Annotated in this window: 16 protein-coding genes; all 16 read left to right on the top strand. The window is 69.3% G+C overall.

What is annotated here, in order from left to right:
• The first annotated feature begins 345 nt into the window (after positions 1-345).
• Complete coding sequence (gene typA, locus ACFWBN_RS29825; RefSeq protein ID WP_385181503.1) at positions 346-2,250, top strand: translational GTPase TypA; 1,905 nt, start codon at positions 346-348, stop codon at positions 2,248-2,250.
• Positions 2,251-2,701: 451 nt separating this feature from the next.
• Positions 2,702-4,321 (top strand): ABC transporter substrate-binding protein, encoded by a 1,620-nt coding sequence (locus ACFWBN_RS29820; protein ID WP_385181500.1) that lies wholly within the window; start codon positions 2,702-2,704, stop codon positions 4,319-4,321.
• Positions 4,322-4,415: 94 nt separating this feature from the next.
• The gene (locus tag ACFWBN_RS29815; protein ID WP_385181497.1) at positions 4,416-5,360 is read left to right on the top strand and encodes an ABC transporter permease; all 945 of its coding nucleotides are present in this window, start codon (positions 4,416-4,418) and stop codon (positions 5,358-5,360) included.
• The gene (locus ACFWBN_RS29810) at positions 5,353-6,318 is read left to right on the top strand and encodes an ABC transporter permease (RefSeq protein ID WP_385181494.1); all 966 of its coding nucleotides are present in this window, start codon (positions 5,353-5,355) and stop codon (positions 6,316-6,318) included. Before ACFWBN_RS29815 ends, ACFWBN_RS29810 begins: the two co-directional genes overlap by 8 nt.
• A gap of 13 nt (positions 6,319-6,331) precedes the next feature.
• Positions 6,332-7,387 (top strand): ABC transporter ATP-binding protein, encoded by a 1,056-nt coding sequence (locus ACFWBN_RS29805; protein WP_385181491.1) that lies wholly within the window; start codon positions 6,332-6,334, stop codon positions 7,385-7,387.
• Entirely contained in the window at positions 7,380-8,426 is a 1,047-nt protein-coding gene (locus ACFWBN_RS29800; protein WP_385181488.1) for an ABC transporter ATP-binding protein, read from the top strand. The genes ACFWBN_RS29805 and ACFWBN_RS29800 overlap by 8 nt, the downstream gene beginning before the upstream one ends.
• Positions 8,427-8,649: 223 nt before the next feature.
• Positions 8,650-9,594 (top strand): GNAT family N-acetyltransferase, encoded by a 945-nt coding sequence (locus ACFWBN_RS29795; protein WP_385181485.1) that lies wholly within the window; start codon positions 8,650-8,652, stop codon positions 9,592-9,594.
• A 106-nt stretch (positions 9,595-9,700) separates the two neighbouring features.
• A complete protein-coding gene (locus ACFWBN_RS29790) occupies positions 9,701-11,332 on the top strand; it encodes an ABC transporter substrate-binding protein (protein WP_385181482.1) in 1,632 nt (543 codons plus the stop codon).
• Positions 11,333-11,363: 31 nt separating this feature from the next.
• Positions 11,364-12,287: an ABC transporter permease gene (locus tag ACFWBN_RS29785; protein WP_385181479.1), complete on the top strand. Its 924-nt coding sequence runs from the start codon at positions 11,364-11,366 to the stop codon at positions 12,285-12,287.
• Positions 12,280-13,347, top strand: a complete 1,068-nt coding sequence (locus ACFWBN_RS29780) for an ABC transporter permease (protein ID WP_385181475.1) — start codon at positions 12,280-12,282, stop codon at positions 13,345-13,347. Before ACFWBN_RS29785 ends, ACFWBN_RS29780 begins: the two co-directional genes overlap by 8 nt.
• Before the next feature lie 12 nt (positions 13,348-13,359).
• A complete protein-coding gene (locus ACFWBN_RS29775) occupies positions 13,360-14,343 on the top strand; it encodes an ABC transporter ATP-binding protein (protein ID WP_385181473.1) in 984 nt (327 codons plus the stop codon).
• Positions 14,336-15,400, top strand: coding sequence for an ABC transporter ATP-binding protein (locus tag ACFWBN_RS29770; protein WP_385181470.1), 1,065 nt, complete (start codon positions 14,336-14,338; stop codon positions 15,398-15,400). The genes ACFWBN_RS29775 and ACFWBN_RS29770 overlap by 8 nt, the downstream gene beginning before the upstream one ends.
• A gap of 337 nt (positions 15,401-15,737) precedes the next feature.
• Positions 15,738-15,932 (top strand): hypothetical protein, encoded by a 195-nt coding sequence (locus ACFWBN_RS29765; RefSeq protein ID WP_385181467.1) that lies wholly within the window; start codon positions 15,738-15,740, stop codon positions 15,930-15,932.
• A 211-nt stretch (positions 15,933-16,143) separates the two neighbouring features.
• Positions 16,144-17,040 (top strand): N-acetyl-1-D-myo-inositol-2-amino-2-deoxy-alpha-D-glucopyranoside deacetylase, encoded by an 897-nt coding sequence (mshB, locus tag ACFWBN_RS29760; RefSeq protein WP_385181464.1) that lies wholly within the window; start codon positions 16,144-16,146, stop codon positions 17,038-17,040.
• Positions 17,037-17,420, top strand: a complete 384-nt coding sequence (locus ACFWBN_RS29755) for a DUF6113 family protein (protein WP_385181462.1) — start codon at positions 17,037-17,039, stop codon at positions 17,418-17,420. The genes mshB and ACFWBN_RS29755 overlap by 4 nt, the downstream gene beginning before the upstream one ends.
• 344 nt (positions 17,421-17,764) lie before the next feature.
• The gene (locus ACFWBN_RS29750; protein WP_385181459.1) at positions 17,765-19,681 is read left to right on the top strand and encodes a hypothetical protein; all 1,917 of its coding nucleotides are present in this window, start codon (positions 17,765-17,767) and stop codon (positions 19,679-19,681) included.
• Positions 19,682-19,848 lie beyond the last annotated feature (167 nt).

Genomic DNA, 19,848 nt, shown 5'->3' with positions numbered 1-19,848 from the left:
TGTCCCGCCGTGGGCGTCAGGCGGCGTGAGTCAGGAATCCCCTTCCCTCCGGACGGGGAGGATTCAAAACCTCAGATGTGACTCAAGTCCCTTGCCCGCCGGAGCTCCGGCGGGCAGGGTCGTGGGTACCCATTGGCCCACATGAATCTCCCGCAGGATCGGGCCCGTGCACCCCACCCCGCACGGGCCCGCACTCATTCGTCCGGCCTCTTGACAGACCCCCCGGCAGGCGGTTCCCGCTGCGCGACGTACCATGGGGTAAGGCCGTGGCAGGTTTTCGCCCGGCCGAGGCGAGCGTGCCGGACCGTACGCGACGCCATCCACTATCCCGGGAGAAGCGCCGAAGTGCCCACGCGCCACGACATCCGTAACGTCGCCATCGTCGCCCACGTCGACCATGGCAAGACGACCATCGTCGATGCCATGCTCAAGCAGGCCGGTGCCTTCGCCGCCCACCAGCACCTCGACGACCGCATGATGGACTCGAACGACCTGGAGCGTGAGAAGGGCATCACGATCCTCGCCAAGAACACGGCGGTGAAGTACCACCCCAAGGACGGCGGGGCGCCCATCACGATCAACATCATCGACACCCCCGGCCACGCCGACTTCGGTGGTGAGGTCGAGCGCGGTCTGTCGATGGTGGACGCCGTCGTTCTGCTGGTGGACGCCTCCGAGGGTCCGCTGCCCCAGACCCGCTTCGTCCTGCGCAAGGCCCTGCAGGCGAACATGCCGGTCATCCTCTGCATCAACAAGACGGACCGCCCGGACTCCCGGATCGACGAGGTCGTCAACGACACGTACGACCTCTTCCTGGACCTGGACGCCACCGAGGAGCAGATCGAGTTCCCGATCGTCTACGCCTGTGGCCGTGACGGCGTCGCCTCGCTGACCAAGCCGGAGGACGGCACCGTCCCCGCGGACAGCGACAGCCTGGAGCCGTTCTTCTCCACCATCCTGGCCCACGTGCCGGCCCCGGTGTACGACGACGAGGCGCCGCTGCAGGCCCACGTCACCAACCTGGACGCCGACAACTTCCTGGGCCGCATCGCCCTGGTCCGCGTCGAGCAGGGCGAGCTGCGCAAGGGCCAGACCGTCACCTGGATCAAGCGTGACGGCACGATGTCGAACGTCCGCATCACCGAGCTGATGATGACCGAGGCGCTCACCCGCAAGCCGGCCGAGGTGGCGGGCCCGGGTGACATCTGCGCGGTCGCCGGTTTCCCCGACATCATGATCGGCGAGACCCTGGCCGACCCGGAGAACCCGATCGCCCTGCCGCTGATCTCGGTGGACGAGCCGGCGATCTCCATGACCATCGGTACGAACACCTCCCCGATGGTCGGCCGCGGCGGCACGGGCAAGGGCGCGGACGCCAAGTCCGCCGTCAAGGACCGCAAGGTCACCGCGCGCCAGGTCAAGGACCGCCTCGACCGCGAGCTGATCGGTAACGTCTCGCTCCGCGTGCTCGACACCGAGCGCCCGGACGCCTGGGAGGTCCAGGGCCGTGGTGAGCTCGCGCTCGCCATCCTGGTCGAGCAGATGCGCCGCGAGGGCTTCGAGCTGACCATCGGCAAGCCGCAGGTGGTCACGCAGGAGATCGACGGCAAGGTGCACGAGCCGGTCGAGCGCATGACGGTCGACGTCCCCGAGGAGCACATGGGCGCGGTCACGCAGCTCATGGGCGTCCGCAAGGGCCGCATGGACAACATGTCGAACCACGGCTCCGGCTGGGTCCGCATGGAGTTCGTCGTCCCGTCCCGCGGCCTCATCGGCTTCCGTACGGAGTTCCTGACGAACACCCGCGGTACGGGTATCGCCCACTCGATCCACGAGGGCCACGAGCCGTGGTTCGGCCAGCTGGTCACCCGTAACAACGGTTCGCTGGTCGCCGACCGCTCCGGTTCGGTCACGCCGTTCGCGATGATCAACCTGCAGGAGCGCGGCGTCCTGTTCACCGAGCCCGGCACCGAGGTGTACGAGGGCATGATCGTCGGCGAGAACTCGCGCGCCGACGACATGGACGTGAACATCACCAAGGAGAAGAAGCTCACCAACATGCGTGCGGCTTCCGCGGACAACACCGAGAACGTGGTGCCGCCGCGCAGGCTCTCCCTGGAGCAGTCCCTGGAGTTCTGCCGCGACGACGAGTGCGTCGAGGTGACCCCGGAGGCCGTCCGCATCCGCAAGGTCGTCCTGGACCAGAAGGAGCGCTCGCGCACCGCGTCGCGCGCCAAGTCCGCCAAGTAGTACCCGGTTCCCTCCCAGTCGCCGCTAGGGCGGCGGCCGGGTTGGCCGGATCATCACAGAACGCAGCAGCCCCTCCCGTCACGGAGTCCGTGACGGGAGGGGCTGTTCGCTTTTGTCAAGCGGATTATTGCGTTCTGGTGTCCGCATACCGACCGTGACACTCCGGAAGGTGAGCTAACCGTCCGTTTCGCACGTGTCTGTCTCCTATCCGTTTGTCCGGATTTCGGGTTTTCGACATGCGGTGATGTTGTGAAAACGAGACCACTTAAGTGTGGTTTACGGTCTGGGCGTCCCTGAGGATGGCTCCATTGAGCTCGGGTCAATGGGTCACGCGCTGTGGGGAGCGCCGACTCACGAGCACACACGATGGGGCCGGAATTCGCTGTCAGGGGTGTCAGCGGGCGCCGGGCCCTTCACGTATCGACAGTGACTCCTGAGGAGGCAGTTACCCATGCGCGGAGCAACGAGCGCCAAGTGGGTCGTGGGTGCCGTCATCGTGGCGATGGCGGCCACGGCTTGTGGTACCGGCAAGGACGACGCCAAGAGCGGCGGCGGCAACATCACCGTGCAGCTCGGTGAGCCCCAGCACGGACTGGTGGGCCAGAACACCGCCGAGTCCGAGGGCGCCGAGGTCCTGAACGCGGTCTTCACCGCGCTGGTCTCGTACGACAACAAGACCAACGACGTCCAGCTGGCGGCCGCCGAGTCGATCACCACGACCGACTCGAAGACCTGGACCATCAAGGTCAAGGACGGCTTCACCTTCCACAACGGCGAGAAGCTCGACGCGCAGTCGTTCGTCCGTGCCTGGAACTGGGGCGCCAACCAGGAGAACGCGGCCGAGGGCATGCCGTTCTTCTCGAAGATCGAGGGCGCCGACGAGCTGGCCCCGGGCAAGGACAAGAAGCCCACGGCCAAGGAGCTCAAGGGCCTCAAGATCGTCGACGAGATGACCTTCACCGTCACGCTGAAGGAAGCCTTCTCGCAGTTCAAGACGATGCTCGGCTACAACGCCTTCTACCCGCTGCCGAAGGCGTTCGAGGCGGACCCGAAGGCCTTCGGCGAGAAGCCGATCGGCAACGGCCCCTTCCAGATGGACGGCGCCTGGGAGCACAACAAGCAGATCAAGGTCAAGCGGTACGACAAGTACCCGGCCGAGGGTCGCGCCAAGCTCGAGGGCGTCACCTTCCGGATCTACGACAACCTGGACACGGCGTACAACGACCTTCGCGCCGACACCATCCAGATCACGGACAAGCTCCCCGTCTCCGCGATGGCCAGCGTCTCGCAGGAGTTCGGCGACCGCTACATCTACAAGCCCGAGTCCGGCGTCGGCTACATCGGCCTGCCGCTCGCGCAGAACCCCGAGGCGTTCGGCAAGGTCGAGATCCGCAAGGCCATCTCGATGGCCATCGACCGGGACGCGATCACCAAGACGATCTTCAACAACACCCGTAAGCCGGCCGACGACTTCGTCAGCCCGATCATCCCGGGCTACCGCAAGGGTGCGCTCGGCGAGGCCGGCACGTACAACCCGACCAAGGCGAAGGAACTCTTCACCCAGGCGGGCGGCGTCCCCGGCAACAAGATCGAGCTCGGCTACAACGCCGACGGCGGCCACAAGGAGTGGATCGAGGCCGTCGCGAACCAGCTGAAGACGAACCTCGGCATCGAGGTCACCGCCAAGCCGTTCACCAAGTTCGGCGAGATGCTGGACGACCTGGGTGCCTCGAAGTACAAGGGCGCCTTCCGTATGGGCTGGGTCATGGACTACCCGGCCATGGAGAACTACCTCCGTCCGATCTTCTCGAAGGTCGCGATCGAGAACGGCTCCAACTACGGGCACTACGTGAACGAGGACTTCGAGAAGCTCCTCTCCGAGGCCGACAAGGCCCCGGACGCGGCTGCGGGCCAGAAGCTGTACCAGCAGGCCGACGACATCCTCGTCAAGGACCTGCCGTACATCCCGGTCTTCACCTACATGTCTTCTTCGGCCTACTCCAAGACCGTGAAGAACGTCGAGGTCGACGCCCAGGGCCGCATGGACCTGGCCAAGGTCGAGCTCAACTAACACCCCTCTTCACCAAGGGAATCCGGGGGCGGACAGGCGGAAGACATCATTCCGCCTGTCTGCCCCTTACCCCTGCTCTTCTGTTGGAGGTCTGATGGGCCGCTACCTCATCCGCCGACTCATACAGGCGATCCCTGTTCTGATCGGTGCCACGTTCCTCATCTACTGGCTGTCCTTCAAGCTCCCCGGTGACCCGATTCAGGCACTGGCCGGCGAGAAGAAGGCAGACCCGATCGTCGCGGCGATGCTGCGCGAGAAGTACCACCTCGACGACTCCTTCCTGCTGCAGTACTGGAACTACATCTCCAATCTGTTCCAGGGGAACTTCGGCGAGACCCTGACCGGACGCTCCGTCTGGGACAAGATCACCGAAGCCTTCCCGTACACGGTGAACCTCGCCCTCATGTCCTTCCTGATCGAGGCCGTCGTCGGCGTGGTGGCCGGCATCATGGCCGCGCTGCGCCGCGGCAAGTTCCTCGACCAGCTCGTACTCCTCTCGACGCTGCTGGTCATCTCCATCCCCGTCTTCGTCAGCGGCTTCGTGCTCCAGCTGGCCCTCGGCGTGAAGTTGAAGACCGAGTGGGGCATCGACTGGTTCCCGGTCTCCTTCAACGAGAACGACGGGCTCATCGCGTACCTCATCCCGGCGCTGGTGCTCGCCTCCACCTCGCTGGCGTACGTGGCACGACTGACCCGTACCAGCCTCATGGAGACGATGCGGTCCGACTACGTGCGCACCGCGACCGCCAAGGGCCTGCCGCGCCGCCGCGTCGTCGTGAACCACGCGCTGCGCAACGCGCTCATCCCGATCGTCACCTTCCTCGGCGCCGACCTCGGCTCGCTGATGGGCGGCGCGGTCATCACGGAGAAGATCTTCAACATCCACGGGATCGGCGGCCTGCTGGCCGAATCGGTCTACCGCAAGGAAGGCACCGTGATCGTGGGCGTCGTCTCGCTCCTGATCATCGTGTATCTCGTCGCCAACCTGATCGTGGACATGCTCTACGCCGTGCTCGACCCGAGGATCCGCTATGCGTGACACAACTACGGTGGGTGATGAGTTGACCGACACCCAGACCGCCGGAGCTCCCTCCGCGAGCGGCACGGTCGCCAAGGGCGCGGGCAAGAAGCCCAAGAAGGACCGCGAGGCCAGCCTCTGGTCGGACGCCGTCTCGGACCTGCGCCGCAACCCCATCTTCCTGATCGGCGCCGCAGTGGTGCTGTTCCTGCTGGTCCTGTCGGCCGTCCCCGGATGGTTCACCGACGGGAGCCCGTTCACGGCCGGCGCCTGCACGCTGCAGGACTCCCTGAAGCCGCCGAGCGGCGACCACTGGTTCGGCTTCGACATCCAGGGCTGCGACGTCTACACCCGCACCATCTGGGCCGCCCAGAACTCGGTCATCGTCGGTGTCGTCACCACCACCCTGGTGCTGGTCGTCGGCGGTCTGCTCGGCCTGCTGGCCGGCTGGGCCGGAGGCTTCGTGGACAGCATCCTGTCCCGCTTCACCGAGATCTTCTTCGCCATCCCGCTGCTCCTCGGCGGCATGCTGATCATGTCGGGCCTCGGCAAGGGCAACGCTTGGACGGTCGCGGTCGTGCTGGCCACCCTCGGCTGGCCGCAGATCTTCCGCATCATGCGGTCCTCGGTGCTGCAGAACAAGAACAACGACTACGTGATGGCCGCCCGCGCCCTCGGCGCCGGCACGCTGCGCATCACCCTGCGGCACATCCTGCCGAACGCCGTCGCCCCCGTCATCGTGGTCGGCGCGATCAGCCTCGGTGTGTACATCTCCGCCGAGGCGGCCCTGTCGTTCCTCGGCATCGGCGTCCAGTCGCCGGAGATCTCCTGGGGCCTGATGGTCAGCGACGCCAAGGACCGCTGGCTCCAGGCACCTCACGTGCTCCTCTTCCCGGCCGCCGCGCTGAGCATCACCGTGCTCGCGTTCATCATGGTCGGCGACGCGGTGCGCGACGCCCTCGACCCGAAGCTGCGCTGAGGAAGGGCGTACGTTGACCATCATCGACAAGACCTCGAACGTCCCCGCGCCCCGTTCGGCGCCGGAGGGGACCCCCCTGCTCGAAGTGCGCGACCTGCACGTCGAGTTCCACACCCGCGACGGTGTCGCCAAGGCCGTCAACGGTGTCTCGTACTCCGTGAACGCCGGCGAGACCCTCGCCGTCCTCGGCGAGTCCGGCTCGGGCAAGTCCGTGACGGCGCAGGCCATCATGGGCATCCTCGACATGCCCCCGGGCAAGATCCCGTCCGGCGAGATCCTGTTCCAGGGCACCGACCTGCTCAAGCTCCCCGCCGAGGAGTTCCGCAAGGTCCGCGGCCAGAAGATCGCCATGATCTTCCAGGACGCGCTGTCCTCGCTGAACCCGGTGCACACCGTCGGCGCCCAGCTCGGCGAGATGTTCCGCGTGCACCGCGGGCTCTCCAAGAAGGACGCCACGGCCAAGGCCGTCGAGCTCATGGACCGGGTGAAGATCCCCGCCGCCAAGGCGCGCGTGGGCGACTACCCGCACCAGTTCTCCGGCGGTATGCGCCAGCGCATCATGATCGCCATGGCGATGGCCCTGGAGCCCGACCTGATCATCGCCGACGAGCCCACCACGGCTCTCGACGTGACGGTCCAGGCCCAGGTCATGGACCTGCTCGCGGAGCTCCAGCGCGAGATGAACATGGGCCTGATCCTGATCACCCACGACCTCGGCGTCGTCGCCGACGTCGCGGACAAGATCGCCGTCATGTACGGCGGCCGGATCGTCGAGAACGCCCCGGTCCACGAGATCTACAAGCGCCCCGCGCACCCGTACACCCGCGGCCTGCTCGACTCGATCCCGCGCCTGGACCAGAAGGGCCAGGAGCTCTACGCGATCAAGGGCCTGCCGCCCAACCTGCTCAACATCCCCTCGGGCTGCGCCTTCAACCCGCGCTGCCCCATGGCACAGGACATCTGCCGCACGGACGTTCCCGTCCTGCACCAGGTGACCGAGCAGGACGGCACCGAGCTGCCCGGCCGCGGCAGCGCGTGCCACTTCTGGAAGGAGCAGATCCATGGCTGAGCTCACCAAGCCCAAGGGCGAGCCGATCCTCCAGGTGCGCAACCTGGTCAAGCACTTCCCGCTGACCCAGGGAATCCTGTTCAAGAAGCAGGTCGGCGCGGTCAAGGCCGTCGACGGGGTCTCCTTCGACCTGTACCAGGGCGAGACCCTCGGCATCGTCGGCGAGTCCGGCTGTGGCAAGTCCACCGTCGCCAAGCTGCTGATGAGCCTGGAGACGGCCACGGCCGGCGAGGTCTTCTACAAGGGCCAGGACATCACCAAGCTGACCGGCAAGGCCCTCAAGGCCGTCCGCCGCAACATCCAGATGGTGTTCCAGGACCCGTACACCTCGCTGAACCCGCGCATGACGGTCGGCGACATCATCGGCGAGCCGTACGAGATCCACCCCGAGGTGGCTCCCAAGGGCGACCGGCGCCGCAAGGTCCAGGAGCTCCTGGACGTCGTGGGCCTCAACCCGGAGTACATCAACCGCTACCCGCACCAGTTCTCCGGCGGCCAGCGCCAGCGCATCGGCATCGCCCGCGGCCTCGCGCTCAACCCGGAGATCATCATCTGCGACGAGCCGGTCTCCGCGCTCGACGTGTCGGTGCAGGCGCAGGTCATCAACCTGATGGGGAAGCTCCAGGACGAGTTCAACCTGTCCTACCTCTTCATCGCGCACGACCTCTCGATCGTCCGGCACATCTCGGACCGCGTGGGCGTCATGTACCTGGGCAAGATGGCCGAGATCGGCTCCGACGCCGAGATCTACGACCACCCCACCCACCCGTACACCCAGGCGCTGCTCTCCGCCGTGCCGGTGCCGGACCCGGACGCCCGCGAGGGCCGCGACCGGATCATCCTCACCGGTGACGTGCCGTCCCCGGCCAACCCGCCGTCGGGCTGCCGCTTCCGCACCCGCTGCTGGAAGGCGCAGGACAAGTGCGCCACGGAGGAGCCGCTGCTGGCGATCCCGACGCGCTTCCAGGGTGTGAACACCCCGGCCGCGCACGAGTCGGCGTGCCACTTCGCGGAGGAGAGGGCCGTTCTGGCCGTCTGACCCCCGCCGTACGTCACCAGGGCGCCCGGACCGGATCACCATCCGGCCCGGGCGCCCTGGCGTTTCCCCTGCGGGGGAGCGGGGGCCGCGGGTGCGGCGCCGTCGCGGGGGCTCCGCCCCCGAGCCCCCGCGCCTCAATCGCCGGCGAGGCTCAAGATCGGACGGAGAGGCGCTGCCCGAAAGGGAGTTGCGCGGACAGGCCGAGCCCCGTGACAGTGAGCGGATGCGAGAAACGTACCCGCTGACCGTCCGACCCGCCGGGCCCGGGGACGCGTCCGACATCTGCGCCCTGCTCAACGCCGTCGACGTGATCGAGATCGGCCGTCCCGAAACCGACCTCGGCACCGTCGAAGCGGACCTCAACCACCCCGAAGTCGACCTGGCCACCGACTCCTGGCTCGCCTTCCAGGACGGCCGGCTCGTGGCCTACGCCCTCGTCTGGACGGACTCCGGGCCGGGCCGCGTCGACGGCGACCACTACGTCCTGCCCGACCACCCGCAGGCCGCCGTCCGGCTGCTGGAGCTCATGGAGGCCCGGGCCCGCGAACTGGCCGCCGGGGCCGCGCAGGGCCGACTGCGGCTCCAGCTCAACATCAAACCCACCCTCGACCTCTCCCTGCTCACCGCGCGCGGCTACCGCACCGTCCGCCGCTACCAGGTCATGACCCGCGCCCTCGCCCCGGCCACCGACCTCCCCCCGGCCCCTCCCGCCGGACTCACCCTGCGCCACTGCGGCACCGACGAGGCCGACCGCCGCCGGGCCCACGCCCTGGTCGAGGAGACCTTCGCGGCCCACTTCGGCCACGTGGAGCGCGCGTACGAGCCCTGGCTCGACCACCTCGACGCCCGCAAGCTCGACTGGTCCCTCGTATGGATCGCCTCCCTGCCCGGCGAGGGCGACGTGGCCGTGCTGCTCACCCGGGACGACCGTACGAGCATGGGCTGGATGAGCCACATCGGCGTACGGCAGGACCTGCGCGGCCGCGGCATCGGAGGCTTCCTGCTGCGCCACGGCTTCGCCGCCTACGCGGCCCGCGGCCGCGACACCGTCGGCCTGGGCGTGGACACCGCCAACGAAACCGGCGCACTCGCGCTCTACGAGGCGCACGGCATGCGCCTGCACTACGCGGTGGACACCTGGGAGCTGCCTTTGCACTCGGAGGGGTGAAAGGCTCGTGACGCGCGGGCGCAATTGGGCCAACCGGGAGTGTGTGATCCCTCACTTGGGGTGACAGTGACCCCAAGCGAGTCTTGGGATCCCTAGGAGGCACTCCATGCGCGGAGCCACCCACGCCAAGTGGGCCGCATGTGCAATGGTCGTCGCCCTCGCGGCGACGGCCTGCGGCGGCGGAAGCGACAGCGGCGGAGGCGGTGGCGACGCGGGGATCGTCAGCTCCTCGTGGGGTGACCCGCAGAACCCGCTGGAGCCCGCCAACACCAACGAGGTGCAGGGCGGCAAGGTCCTCGACATGCTCTTCCGGGGCCTGAAGCGGTACGACCCCAAGACCGGCGAGGCGAACAACTTCCTCGCGGAGAAGATCGAGACGACCGACAGCCAGAACTTCACGATCACGCTGAAGGACGGCTGGAAGTTCAGCAACGACGAGCCGGTCACCGCCCAGTCCTTCGTGGACGCATGGAACTACGCGGCGGACGTGCGCAACAAGCAGAACAACTCCCCGTTCTTCTCGGACATCGTCGGCTACGCGGACGTGCACCCGGCCTCCGGCGAGCCCAAGTCGAAGACGATGTCCGGCCTGGTCGTCAAGGACCCCAAAACCTTCACGGTCGCCCTGAAGTCGAAGTTCTCCACCTGGCCCGAGACCCTCGGCTACCAGGCCTTCTCCCCCCTGCCCAAGGCCTTCTTCACCGACCACTCCGGCTGGCTCGCCAAGCCGATCGGCAACGGCCCGTACACGGTGGACTCGTACACCAAGGGCACCGGCATGAAGCTGCGCAAGTGGGACGCGTACCCCGGTGAGGACAAGGCGCAGAACGGCGGCGTGGACCTCAAGGTCTACACGGACAACAACACCGCCTACACCGACCTGATCTCCGGCAACCTCGACCTCGTCGACGACGTGCCGGCGCAGCAGCTGAAGAACGTGCAGAACGACCTCGGCGACCGGTACATCAACCAGCCGGCCCTCATCATCCAGACCCTCACCTTCCCGCTGTACGACCCCCAGTGGAGCAAGGAGGGCACGGAGAAGGTCCGCCGCGGCATCTCGATGGCGATCAACCGCGACGAGATCACCAAGCAGATCTTCCGGGACACCCGCACCCCGGCCAAGGACTGGACCTCGCCCGCCCTCGGCGAGAAGGGCGGCTTCAACGCCACGCTCTGCGGCGACGCCTGCACGTTCGATCCCGAGGCGGCCAAGAAGCTCATCCAGGAGGCCGGCGGGCTGCCCGGCGGCAAGGTCACCCTGACGTCCAACGTGGACACCGGCTCGCACCGCGACTGGATGGACGCCGTCTGCAACAGCATCAACAACGCGCTGAAGGAGGGGCCGGTCTGCACGGTCAACCCCATCGGCACCTTCGCGGACTTCCGCAACCAGCAGAGCGCCTTCAAGCTGACCGGCCCCTTCCGCTCCGGCTGGCAGGCCGACTACCCGCTGATCCAGAACTTCCTGCAGCCGCTGTACTACACGGGCGCCTCCTCCAACTACGGCAAGTTCAGCAACCCGGACTTCGACAAGCTCGTCGACGAGGCCAACCAGGAGAGTGACGCCGCCAAGGCCATCGCGAAGTTCCAGGACGCCGAGAAGATCCTCGCCGAGCAGATGCCCTCCATCCCGCTCTGGTACCAGAACGGCAGCGCCGGGCACTCCGAGCGGATCTCCGACGTCGCGCTGAACCAGTTCAGCGTCCCGGTCTACAACGAGATCAAGGTCAGCTGACCCCTCCGACGGATCGATCCTGGAGCAGTCCATGGGACGTTATGTGATCCGGCGGCTGCTCCAGATGATCCCGGTGTTCATCGGCAGCACGTTCCTGATCTTCTTCATGGTGTACGCGCTCGGCGACCCGGTCGCGGCCCTCTTCGGAGACAAGGCCCCCGACCCCGCCACCGCCGCGCGCATCCGCAAGGACCTCTACCTCGACCGCCCCCTGTGGGAGCAGTACCTCCACTACATGGGCCAGATCTTCCAGGGCGACTTCGGGACCGCCTTCAACGGCCAGCCGGTCACCGAGCTGATGGCCTCGGCCTTCCCCGTCACCCTGCGCCTGACCGTCGTCGCGATCCTCATCGAGATCCTCGTCGGCATCACCCTGGGCGTGATCAGCGGCCTGCGCCGCGGCAAGGCCATCGACACCTCCGTACTGGTGCTCACGCTCGTGGTCATCTCGGTGCCCACGTTCGTGACGGGCTACCTGCTGCAGTTCGTCTTCGGCGTCAAATGGGGCTGGGTGCGTCCCACGGTCTCCCCGGACGCCCCCTTCAACGAGCTGATCCTGCCCGGCATCGTGCTCGCGCTGGTCTCCCTCGCCTACGTCACCCGGCTCACGCGGACCTCCATCGCCGAGAACGTCAAGGCCGACTACGTCCGCACCGCCGTCGCCAAGGGCCTTCCGCGCCGCCGGGTCATCACCCGCCACCTGCTGCGCAACTCCCTGATCCCGGTGGTCACCTTCATCGGCACCGACATCGGCGCCCTCATGGGCGGCGCGATCGTCACCGAGCGGATCTTCAACATCCACGGCGTCGGCTACCAGCTCTACCAGGGCATCCTGCGCAACAACTCGCCCACGGTCGTCGGCTTCGTGACCATCCTCGTCATCGTCTTCCTGCTGGCGAACCTGCTCGTCGACCTGCTCTACGCGGTCCTGGACCCGAGGATCCGTTATGCCTGAGCCCGACCCCGAGCGTCCCGAGCGTTCCGAGGGCCCCGGCGGCTACGACCCCGTCGGCCCCCGCCCGCGCGAGGCGATGTCCCCCACCGGTCAGGGCGGAGCCATGGATCTTGCCCTGGAAGAGGCCGAGAGCGTCGAGGGCATCGAGAAGGTCCACGGCGCGCCGGGCGGCCCCGGCCCCTCCGAGCTGTATCCATCAGCCGCCTCCGGCGGACGGGCCCGCTCGCTGTGGTCCGACGCCTGGCACCAGCTGCGGCGCAACCCCGTCTTCATCGTCTCCTCGCTGATGATCCTCTTCCTCGTGATCATCGCCATCTGGCCCCAGCTCATCGCCAGCGGCGACCCCCTGCACTGCGAGCTGTCCAAATCCCAGCAGGGCTCCGCCCCCGGCCACCCCTTCGGCTACGACACCCAGGGCTGCGACGTGTACACCCGTACCGTCTACGGCGCCCGCGCCTCCATCACCGTCGGAGTCTGCGCCACCCTCGGCGCCGCCCTGCTCGGCTCCGCGCTCGGCGGGCTCGCCGGCTTCTTCGGCGGCTGGGGCGACGCGCTGCTGTCCCGGGTCGCCGACATCTTCTTCGGCATCCCGGTCATCCTCGGCGGCCTGGTCTTCCTGTCCGTGGTCACCAGCACCACCGTCTGGCCCGTCGTCGGCTTCATCGTGCTGCTTGGCTGGCCCCAGCTCGCCCGCATCGCCCGCGGCTCGGTGATCACCGCCAAACAGAACGACTACGTCCAGGCCGCCCGGGCGCTCGGCGCGGGCAACGGCCGGATGCTGATGCGGCACGTGGCGCCGAACGCCGTCGCCCCCGTCATCGTCGTCGCCACCATCGCGCTCGGCACCTACATCGCCCTGGAGGCCACCCTGTCCTTCCTCGGCGTCGGCCTGCGCCCGCCCACGGTCTCCTGGGGCATCGACATCTCCAACGCGGCCTCGCAGATCCGCAACGCCCCGCACATGCTGCTCTATCCGGCCGGCGCGCTGAGCCTGACCGTGCTCGCCTTCATCATGCTCGGCGACGCGGTGCGCGACGCCCTCGACCCCAAGCTGCGCTGAGGAGCCCCGCACATGCTGCTCGAAGTCCGCGACCTGCACGTGGAATTCAAGACGCGCGACGGAGTCGCGAAGGCGGTCAACGGCGTCGACTACTCGGTGGACGAGGGCGAGACCCTCGCCGTGCTCGGCGAGTCCGGCTCCGGCAAGTCGGTGACCGCGCAGGCGGTCATGGGCATCCTCGACATGCCGCCCGGCCGGATCGCGGGCGGCGAGATCCTCTTCAAGGGCCGGGACCTGCTGAAGATGAAGGAGGACGAGCGCCGCAAGATCCGCGGGGCCGACATGGCCATGATCTTCCAGGACGCGCTCTCCTCCCTGAACCCCGTGCTGAGCGTGGGCGCGCAGCTCGGCGAGATGTACGAGGTCCACCGCGGGACCTCCCGCAAGGAGGCCAAGGCCAAGGCCGTCGAGCTGATGGACCGGGTGAAGATCCCGGCGGCCAAGCAGCGGGTGGGGGACTACCCGCACCAGTTCTCGGGCGGCATGCGCCAGCGCATCATGATCGCGATGGCGCTGGCCCTGGAGCCCTCGCTGATCATCGCCGACGAGCCCACCACGGCCCTGGACGTCACCGTCCAGGCCCAGGTGATGGACCTGCTGGCCGAGCTCCAGCGGGAGCTCAACATGGGCCTCATCCTGATCACCCACGACCTGGGCGTCGTCGCGGACGTGGCCGACAAGATCGCCGTCATGTATGCGGGCCGGATCGTCGAGGCGGCCCCCGTCCACGAGATCTACAAGGCGCCCGCGCACCCGTACACGCGCGGTCTGCTGGACTCCATCCCGCGGCTCGACCAGAAGGGCCAGGAGCTGTACGCCATCAAGGGCCTGCCGCCGAACCTCCTCGCCATCCCGCCCGGCTGCGCCTTCAATCCGCGCTGCCCGATTGGGCAGGCCGTCTGCCGTACGGACGTCCCGCCGCTCTACGAGGTGACCGAGTCGCCGGTGCCCCGGACCAGCGCCTGCCACTTCTGGAAGGAGTGCCTCCATGGCTGAGTCCCTTCTCGAAGTGAAGGACCTCGTCAAGCACTACCCGCTGACCCAGGGCATCGTCTTCCGCAAGCAGGTCGGCGCGGTCAAGGCCGTCGACGGGGTCTCCTTCGACCTGCGCGCCGGCGAAACGCTCGGCATCGTCGGCGAGTCCGGCTGCGGGAAGTCCACCGTGGCCAAGATGCTGGTCAACCTGGAACGGCCGACGGCGGGCGCGATCTCGTACAAGGGCGAGGACATCACCAAGCTGTCCGGGCGCGCCCTGAAGGCGGTGCGCCGCAACATCCAGATGGTGTTCCAGGACCCGTACACCTCGCTGAACCCGCGCATGACGGTCGGCGACATCATCGGGGAGCCGTACGAGATCCACCCCGAGGTCGCCCCGAAGGGCGACCGGCGGCGCAAGGTCCAGGAGCTGCTGGACGTCGTCGGCCTCAACCCCGAATACATCAACCGCTATCCGCACCAGTTCTCCGGCGGCCAGCGCCAGCGCATCGGCATCGCCCGCGGCCTGGCCCTGCGGCCCGAGATCATCGTCGCCGACGAGCCGGTCTCCGCGCTGGACGTCTCCGTCCAGGCCCAGGTGATCAACCTGCTGGAGCGGCTCCAGAACGACTTCGACCTGTCGTACGTGTTCATCGCGCACGACCTGTCGATCGTGCGGCACATCTCCGACCGGGTCGGGGTCATGTACCTGGGCCGGATCGTCGAGATCGGCTCGGACACCCAGATCTACGACCACCCCACCCACCCGTACACGCAGGCGCTGCTTTCGGCCGTGCCGGTGCCCGACCCGGAGGCCCGCGCCCACCGCGAGCGGATCATCCTCTCCGGCGACGTGCCCTCCCCGGCCAACCCGCCGTCGGGCTGCCCCTTCCGCACGCGCTGCTGGAAGGCGCAGGAGCGGTGCGTGGTGGAGGTGCCGTTGCTGGCGGTCCCGGCGGTCTTCCCGTCGGGTCCGGCGGCCCACCCCTCGTCCTGCCACTTCGCGGCGGAGAAGCAGGTGGTCCCGCCCTCGGAGCCGCCGCCGGGCCCGCCGCCGACCCCGCTGACCAAGGAATGACGGACCGATTATTTTTCGCCACCCGTGGATATGCCGCTCAATGCGGCTCAATGCCGTTTACACGGGGGCAACTTGACCGTTTCTGCCCCGAGATCTGGGGCATGCAGCCTGGGTGACGTGCGGCCGTGCGGGTGCCGACAGCCGGCCGGAGGGGCGTACAGACCTCCGGCCGGCCCTCCCCGTGACCCTGTCCGTGCGCGGCGTGCGCCCCTCGTGCTGCCGGATTTCGATCGATGCGCTGGCACGGAAAGTTATGATCCGTAGCGCACGGTGGGTATGACTCTCGCCGAGCACTGATACGCGTACCGATGTCCGCTCGACGTGGAGGTGAAACGCCGTGGCACTCTCGATCTCGGCCGTGGTGCTGCTGGCGATCATCGTATTCCTGCTGGTCCGCAGGTCGGGCCTGAAGGCGGGACACGCGGTGGTCTGTGTGCTCCTCGGTTTCTACCTGGCGAGTTCCACCATCGCCCCGACCCTGAGCCAGCTGACGTCCAACGTGGCCAGCATGATCAGTGGACTCAAGTTCTGACCCAGCCTCCGGAGGGGGTGCCTGGGCGGTCAGGCCGGGCTCGCGGCGGCCGGCACGCACGCTGGCCGCGTTCTCGTCGGTCGCCGACTCCCCCAGCTACCGCTGGGAGGTGCCCCCACGCGTCGACTCCCTCCTCGGCCTTGCCATCGCACGCACCGGCCGCCGCTCCCTGATCCGGCCTGACCGCCCAGGCACCCCCTAGGCTGGCCCCATGAACGGTCTTCCCGCCCGTCGTCTGCTCCTCGTGCACGCGCACCCGGACGACGAGTCGATCAACAACGGCGTCACCATGGCCAAGTACGCGGCCGAGGGCGCCCACGTCACCCTGGTGACCTGCACCCTCGGTGAGGAGGGGGAGGTCATCCCGCCCGGGCTCGCCCACCTGGCGGCCGGCCGCGACGACGCGCTCGGCCCCCACCGCGTCGGCGAACTCGCCGCCGCGATGGCCGAACTGGGCGTCACCGACCACCGGTTCCTCGGCGGCCCCGGCCGCTTCCGGGACTCCGGGATGATGGGCGCCCCGCAGAACCACCGCCCGGAGGCCTTCTGGTCCGCCGACGTGGACGAGGCCGCCGCGTACCTCGTGGAGGTGATCCGCGAGGTGCGCCCGCAGGTGCTCGTCACCTACGACCCGGACGGCGGCTACGGCCACCCCGACCACATCCAGGCCCACCGCGTCGCCATGCGCGCCGCCGAACTGGCCGCGGAATCCGCGTACCGGCGCGACCTCGGCGAGCCACACGCGATCGGGAAGGTCTACTGGAACCGCGTGCCCCTCTCGGTGGTCGAGGAGGGCTTCGCCAAGCTGCGCGCGGCAGGGGCCGACGCGCCCTTCCCGGGGCTGGCCTCGCCGCAGGACGTGCCCGGGGTCGTCGCCGACGAGCGGATCACCGCCGAGATCGACGCCCCGGAGGAGCTCGTGGCGGCGAAGGCGGCCGCCATGCGCGCCCACGCCACCCAGATCGCCGTGGACGGGCCCTTCTTCGCCCTCTCCAACGACCTGGCGCAGCCGCTGTTCTCCCGGGAGTACTACGAACTCGTCGCGGGCCACCCGGGCGTACCGGCGGGCGAGCGCGAGCACGACCTCTTCGCGGGGGTGGCGGCATGAGCGAGGCGCTGACGCCCGGGCGGATCGCCGCCTGTCTCGGACTGCTGGTCGCGGGCGCGCTGACCGGCGCCGCCGGCTGGCTGGTGGTGGACCTGTGGTTCCCCGGCGGCCTCGTGCTCGGGCTGCTCGCCGTCCTCGGGCTGTTCCTCGGAGGGCGGATCGCCCTCGGGGTCGGGCTCGGGGTGGGCGGCGCCGCGGCCGGGTGGTTCCTCTCGTACGTGGTGCTCAGCCTTCCGCGCCCCGAGGGGGACTTCCTGCTCAGTTCGTCCGGAATCGGTATGTACGCATACCTTTTGGGGGGAACGGTCTTCGCTGTGATGTGCGCCACGATGCGTGGGCCGTTGGATCGACCGGTTTCGGCCGCCCGGCCCGCCAAGTGACGTGGTGTCGGACCCCGTCGGGGGACCGGCCCAGGGGGGCGCGCGGGGGGCTCGGGGGGCGCTCGCACGCCGCCCGGCGGGGGTGATGAGGAACCCCTGATTCCCGGGGGTCAGTTGCGCACGGGCGGCGGCCAGTATGGTGGACGGGCCGCCGAGCTGCCCGCGCACGGTATGACGGGCGGCGGAGCCAACCGGGAGAACCTGCCTTGAGTCGTGAAACTGACAGTTCGTCCTCCGGGCCCCAGGGGCGCGGTGGAGCCGCCTACCCCTCGGGTACACCGCCGTATGGAACCGGCCAGTACCCGTCCACGGACGCTGCGGCGAACACCCCGGAGGAGAACGCTGTGACCTCGAAGCCGTCCACGCCCGATTCCGACGGGCCCAAGACCGAGACCACCCTGACGACCCGGATCCGGATCAACATCCCGGGTTCGCGGCCCATCCCGCCGGTGGTCGTCCGCAAGGCCGTGGGCAGCAACTCGGGCTCGCCGAGTGCCGAGCCCGAGGCGGGCCCGACGGCGCAGCAAGGGCCCGCGCCGACGCCCGAGTCGGCCTACGGCCCGGGGCGGGCGTCCGAGCCGCCGCTCGCGCAGCGGCCGAAGCCCCTGCCGACGCGGATCCAGGCCGAGCCGGAGCCGGCCCGCGAGCAGGGCGGCCAGGCCGGGGCCGAGGAGCCCGCCAGCAACTGGTTCGCCCCGCGCAAGACGGCCGCCCCGGCGCCCGCGCCCACACCGCCGCCCGCGCCTTCTCCGGCGCCGGGCATGGGCATGGGCGCGGCTCCGGTTCCCGGACCGGGAGCGGGCCCTGCCGGGCCTCCGGCTCCGGCCCCCGGCACCCGGATGGGCGCCCCCCGGCCTCCGGCCGGACCCGGCGCGGGCTTCGCCCCGCCCGTGCGCACCCCCGCCCCGCCGGCCTCCGACTACGGCCAGGGCTACGCCCAGCCCGGCGCCCCCGCGGCCCCGCACCCCGGTGTCCCCGGCGGCCCCGGTGTCGGCTCGACCCAGGGCTTCCCGGCGTACGGCTCCGGCGGCCAGGACGACGCCGGCCCCGTCACCGAGGCGTTCCCCGTCTACGGCACCCCGCCCGGCGGCACCCCCGTGGGCCCCACGGGCCCCGCCGGCCCCACGGGCGGCCCCGGCTACGGGACCGGCCCCGTCGGCGCCCACCCCGACGAGGCGCCGCGCTGGCCCGGACCCGAGATGCCCGGCCCCGGACCGGCCTCGGTGCGGCCCCCCGTGTCCGGGGCCTCCCGGCCCCAGCCGGGGCCCCCGTCCCCCCGCCCGGTCCCCGCGCAGCAGAAGGCCACCGCCAAGCCCGCCAAGAAGGGCCGCTCCAAGCTGGTCCTCCTCGGCGGCGCCCTGGTGGCCCTCGTCGGCGTGGCCTACGGCGCCGGGCTGCTCCTGAACCACTCCGACGTCCCCAAGGGCACCACCGTGCTCGACGTCGACATCAGCGGCAGCCGCGACGAGGCCGTCACCAAGCTCCAGACGGCCTTCGGCACCCGCGCCACCGCCCCGCTCCAGCTCAGCGTCGGCGGCAAGCAGGTCGAGCTGAAGCCCGAGAAGGCCGGCCTGACCCTGGACACCCAGACCACCGTCCGCAACGCGGCCGGCAGCGACTACAACCCGATCACCGTCATCGGCTCCCTCCTGGGCAACGAGCGCACGGCCGACGCCGTGATGCCCGTCGACGAGGAGAAGCTCCAGGTCGCGCTCCAGGAGCTGGCCGGCACCGCCGGTACGGCCACCGAGGGCACGATCAAGTTCGACACGGGCAAGGCCGTGGCCGTCCCGGGCACCCCCGGCACCACCCTCGACGCCGACGCCTCCGCCGACCAGGTCACCAAGGCCTTCCGCGACATGGTCGCCACCGGCAAGGCGGCCGTGATCGAGCTGCCGGTCACCACCAAGGCACCGGTCATCGACGAGGCCGAACTGACCCGGGCGATGAAGGAGTTCGCCGAGCCCGCGATGTCCGCCAACGCCGTCGTCAAGGTCGGCAGCAAGTCCATCGCCTTCGGCAGCAAGTCCCTGCCGAAGATCCTCAGCATGCAGGCGGTGGACGGGCACCTCGTCGAGAAATTCGACCTGGAGGCCCTGAAGGAGACCTACGGGAACACCTTCGACGGGATCACCATCACCCGCGGCACCGGCGCCAAGACCGCGGTCACCCCGCAGGACATCGCCGGCGCCCTCGGCAAGGCCCTGCGCGGCAAGACCGCGGCCGAGCGGACCGTGGTCGTGGACACCAACGCGGGCTAGCCGCCCGGTCGCCGCTCCCGGGGCTCCGCCCCGGACCCCGCGGGGGCTCCGCCCCCGGACCCCCGCGCCTCAAACGCCGGCGGGGCTGATTTCAGCCCGCCCGGCGTTTGAGGGCACGGGCGCGGAGCGCACGTATCGGGGTCGGGGGCGGAGCCCCGGGTGGGGGC

This window comes from Streptomyces sp. NPDC059989 (genome assembly GCF_042736975.1).
Taxonomy (GTDB): Bacteria; Actinomycetota; Actinomycetes; order Streptomycetales; family Streptomycetaceae; genus Streptomyces.
This window is presented reverse-complemented; position numbering and strand designations above follow the sequence as displayed.

Coding starts and splice junctions, on each gene's coding strand:
- ACFWBN_RS29820 (WP_385181500.1), top strand. CDS start 2,702: ATGCGCGGAGCAACGAGCGCCAAGTGGGTCGTGGGTGCCGTCATCGTG.
- ACFWBN_RS29815 (WP_385181497.1), top strand. CDS start 4,416: ATGGGCCGCTACCTCATCCGCCGACTCATACAGGCGATCCCTGTTCTG.
- ACFWBN_RS29810 (WP_385181494.1), top strand. CDS start 5,353: ATGCGTGACACAACTACGGTGGGTGATGAGTTGACCGACACCCAGACC.
- ACFWBN_RS29800 (WP_385181488.1), top strand. CDS start 7,380: ATGGCTGAGCTCACCAAGCCCAAGGGCGAGCCGATCCTCCAGGTGCGC.
- ACFWBN_RS29795 (WP_385181485.1), top strand. CDS start 8,650: ATGCGAGAAACGTACCCGCTGACCGTCCGACCCGCCGGGCCCGGGGAC.
- ACFWBN_RS29790 (WP_385181482.1), top strand. CDS start 9,701: ATGCGCGGAGCCACCCACGCCAAGTGGGCCGCATGTGCAATGGTCGTC.
- ACFWBN_RS29785 (WP_385181479.1), top strand. CDS start 11,364: ATGGGACGTTATGTGATCCGGCGGCTGCTCCAGATGATCCCGGTGTTC.
- ACFWBN_RS29780 (WP_385181475.1), top strand. CDS start 12,280: ATGCCTGAGCCCGACCCCGAGCGTCCCGAGCGTTCCGAGGGCCCCGGC.
- ACFWBN_RS29775 (WP_385181473.1), top strand. CDS start 13,360: ATGCTGCTCGAAGTCCGCGACCTGCACGTGGAATTCAAGACGCGCGAC.
- ACFWBN_RS29770 (WP_385181470.1), top strand. CDS start 14,336: ATGGCTGAGTCCCTTCTCGAAGTGAAGGACCTCGTCAAGCACTACCCG.
- mshB (WP_385181464.1), top strand. CDS start 16,144: ATGAACGGTCTTCCCGCCCGTCGTCTGCTCCTCGTGCACGCGCACCCG.
- ACFWBN_RS29755 (WP_385181462.1), top strand. CDS start 17,037: ATGAGCGAGGCGCTGACGCCCGGGCGGATCGCCGCCTGTCTCGGACTG.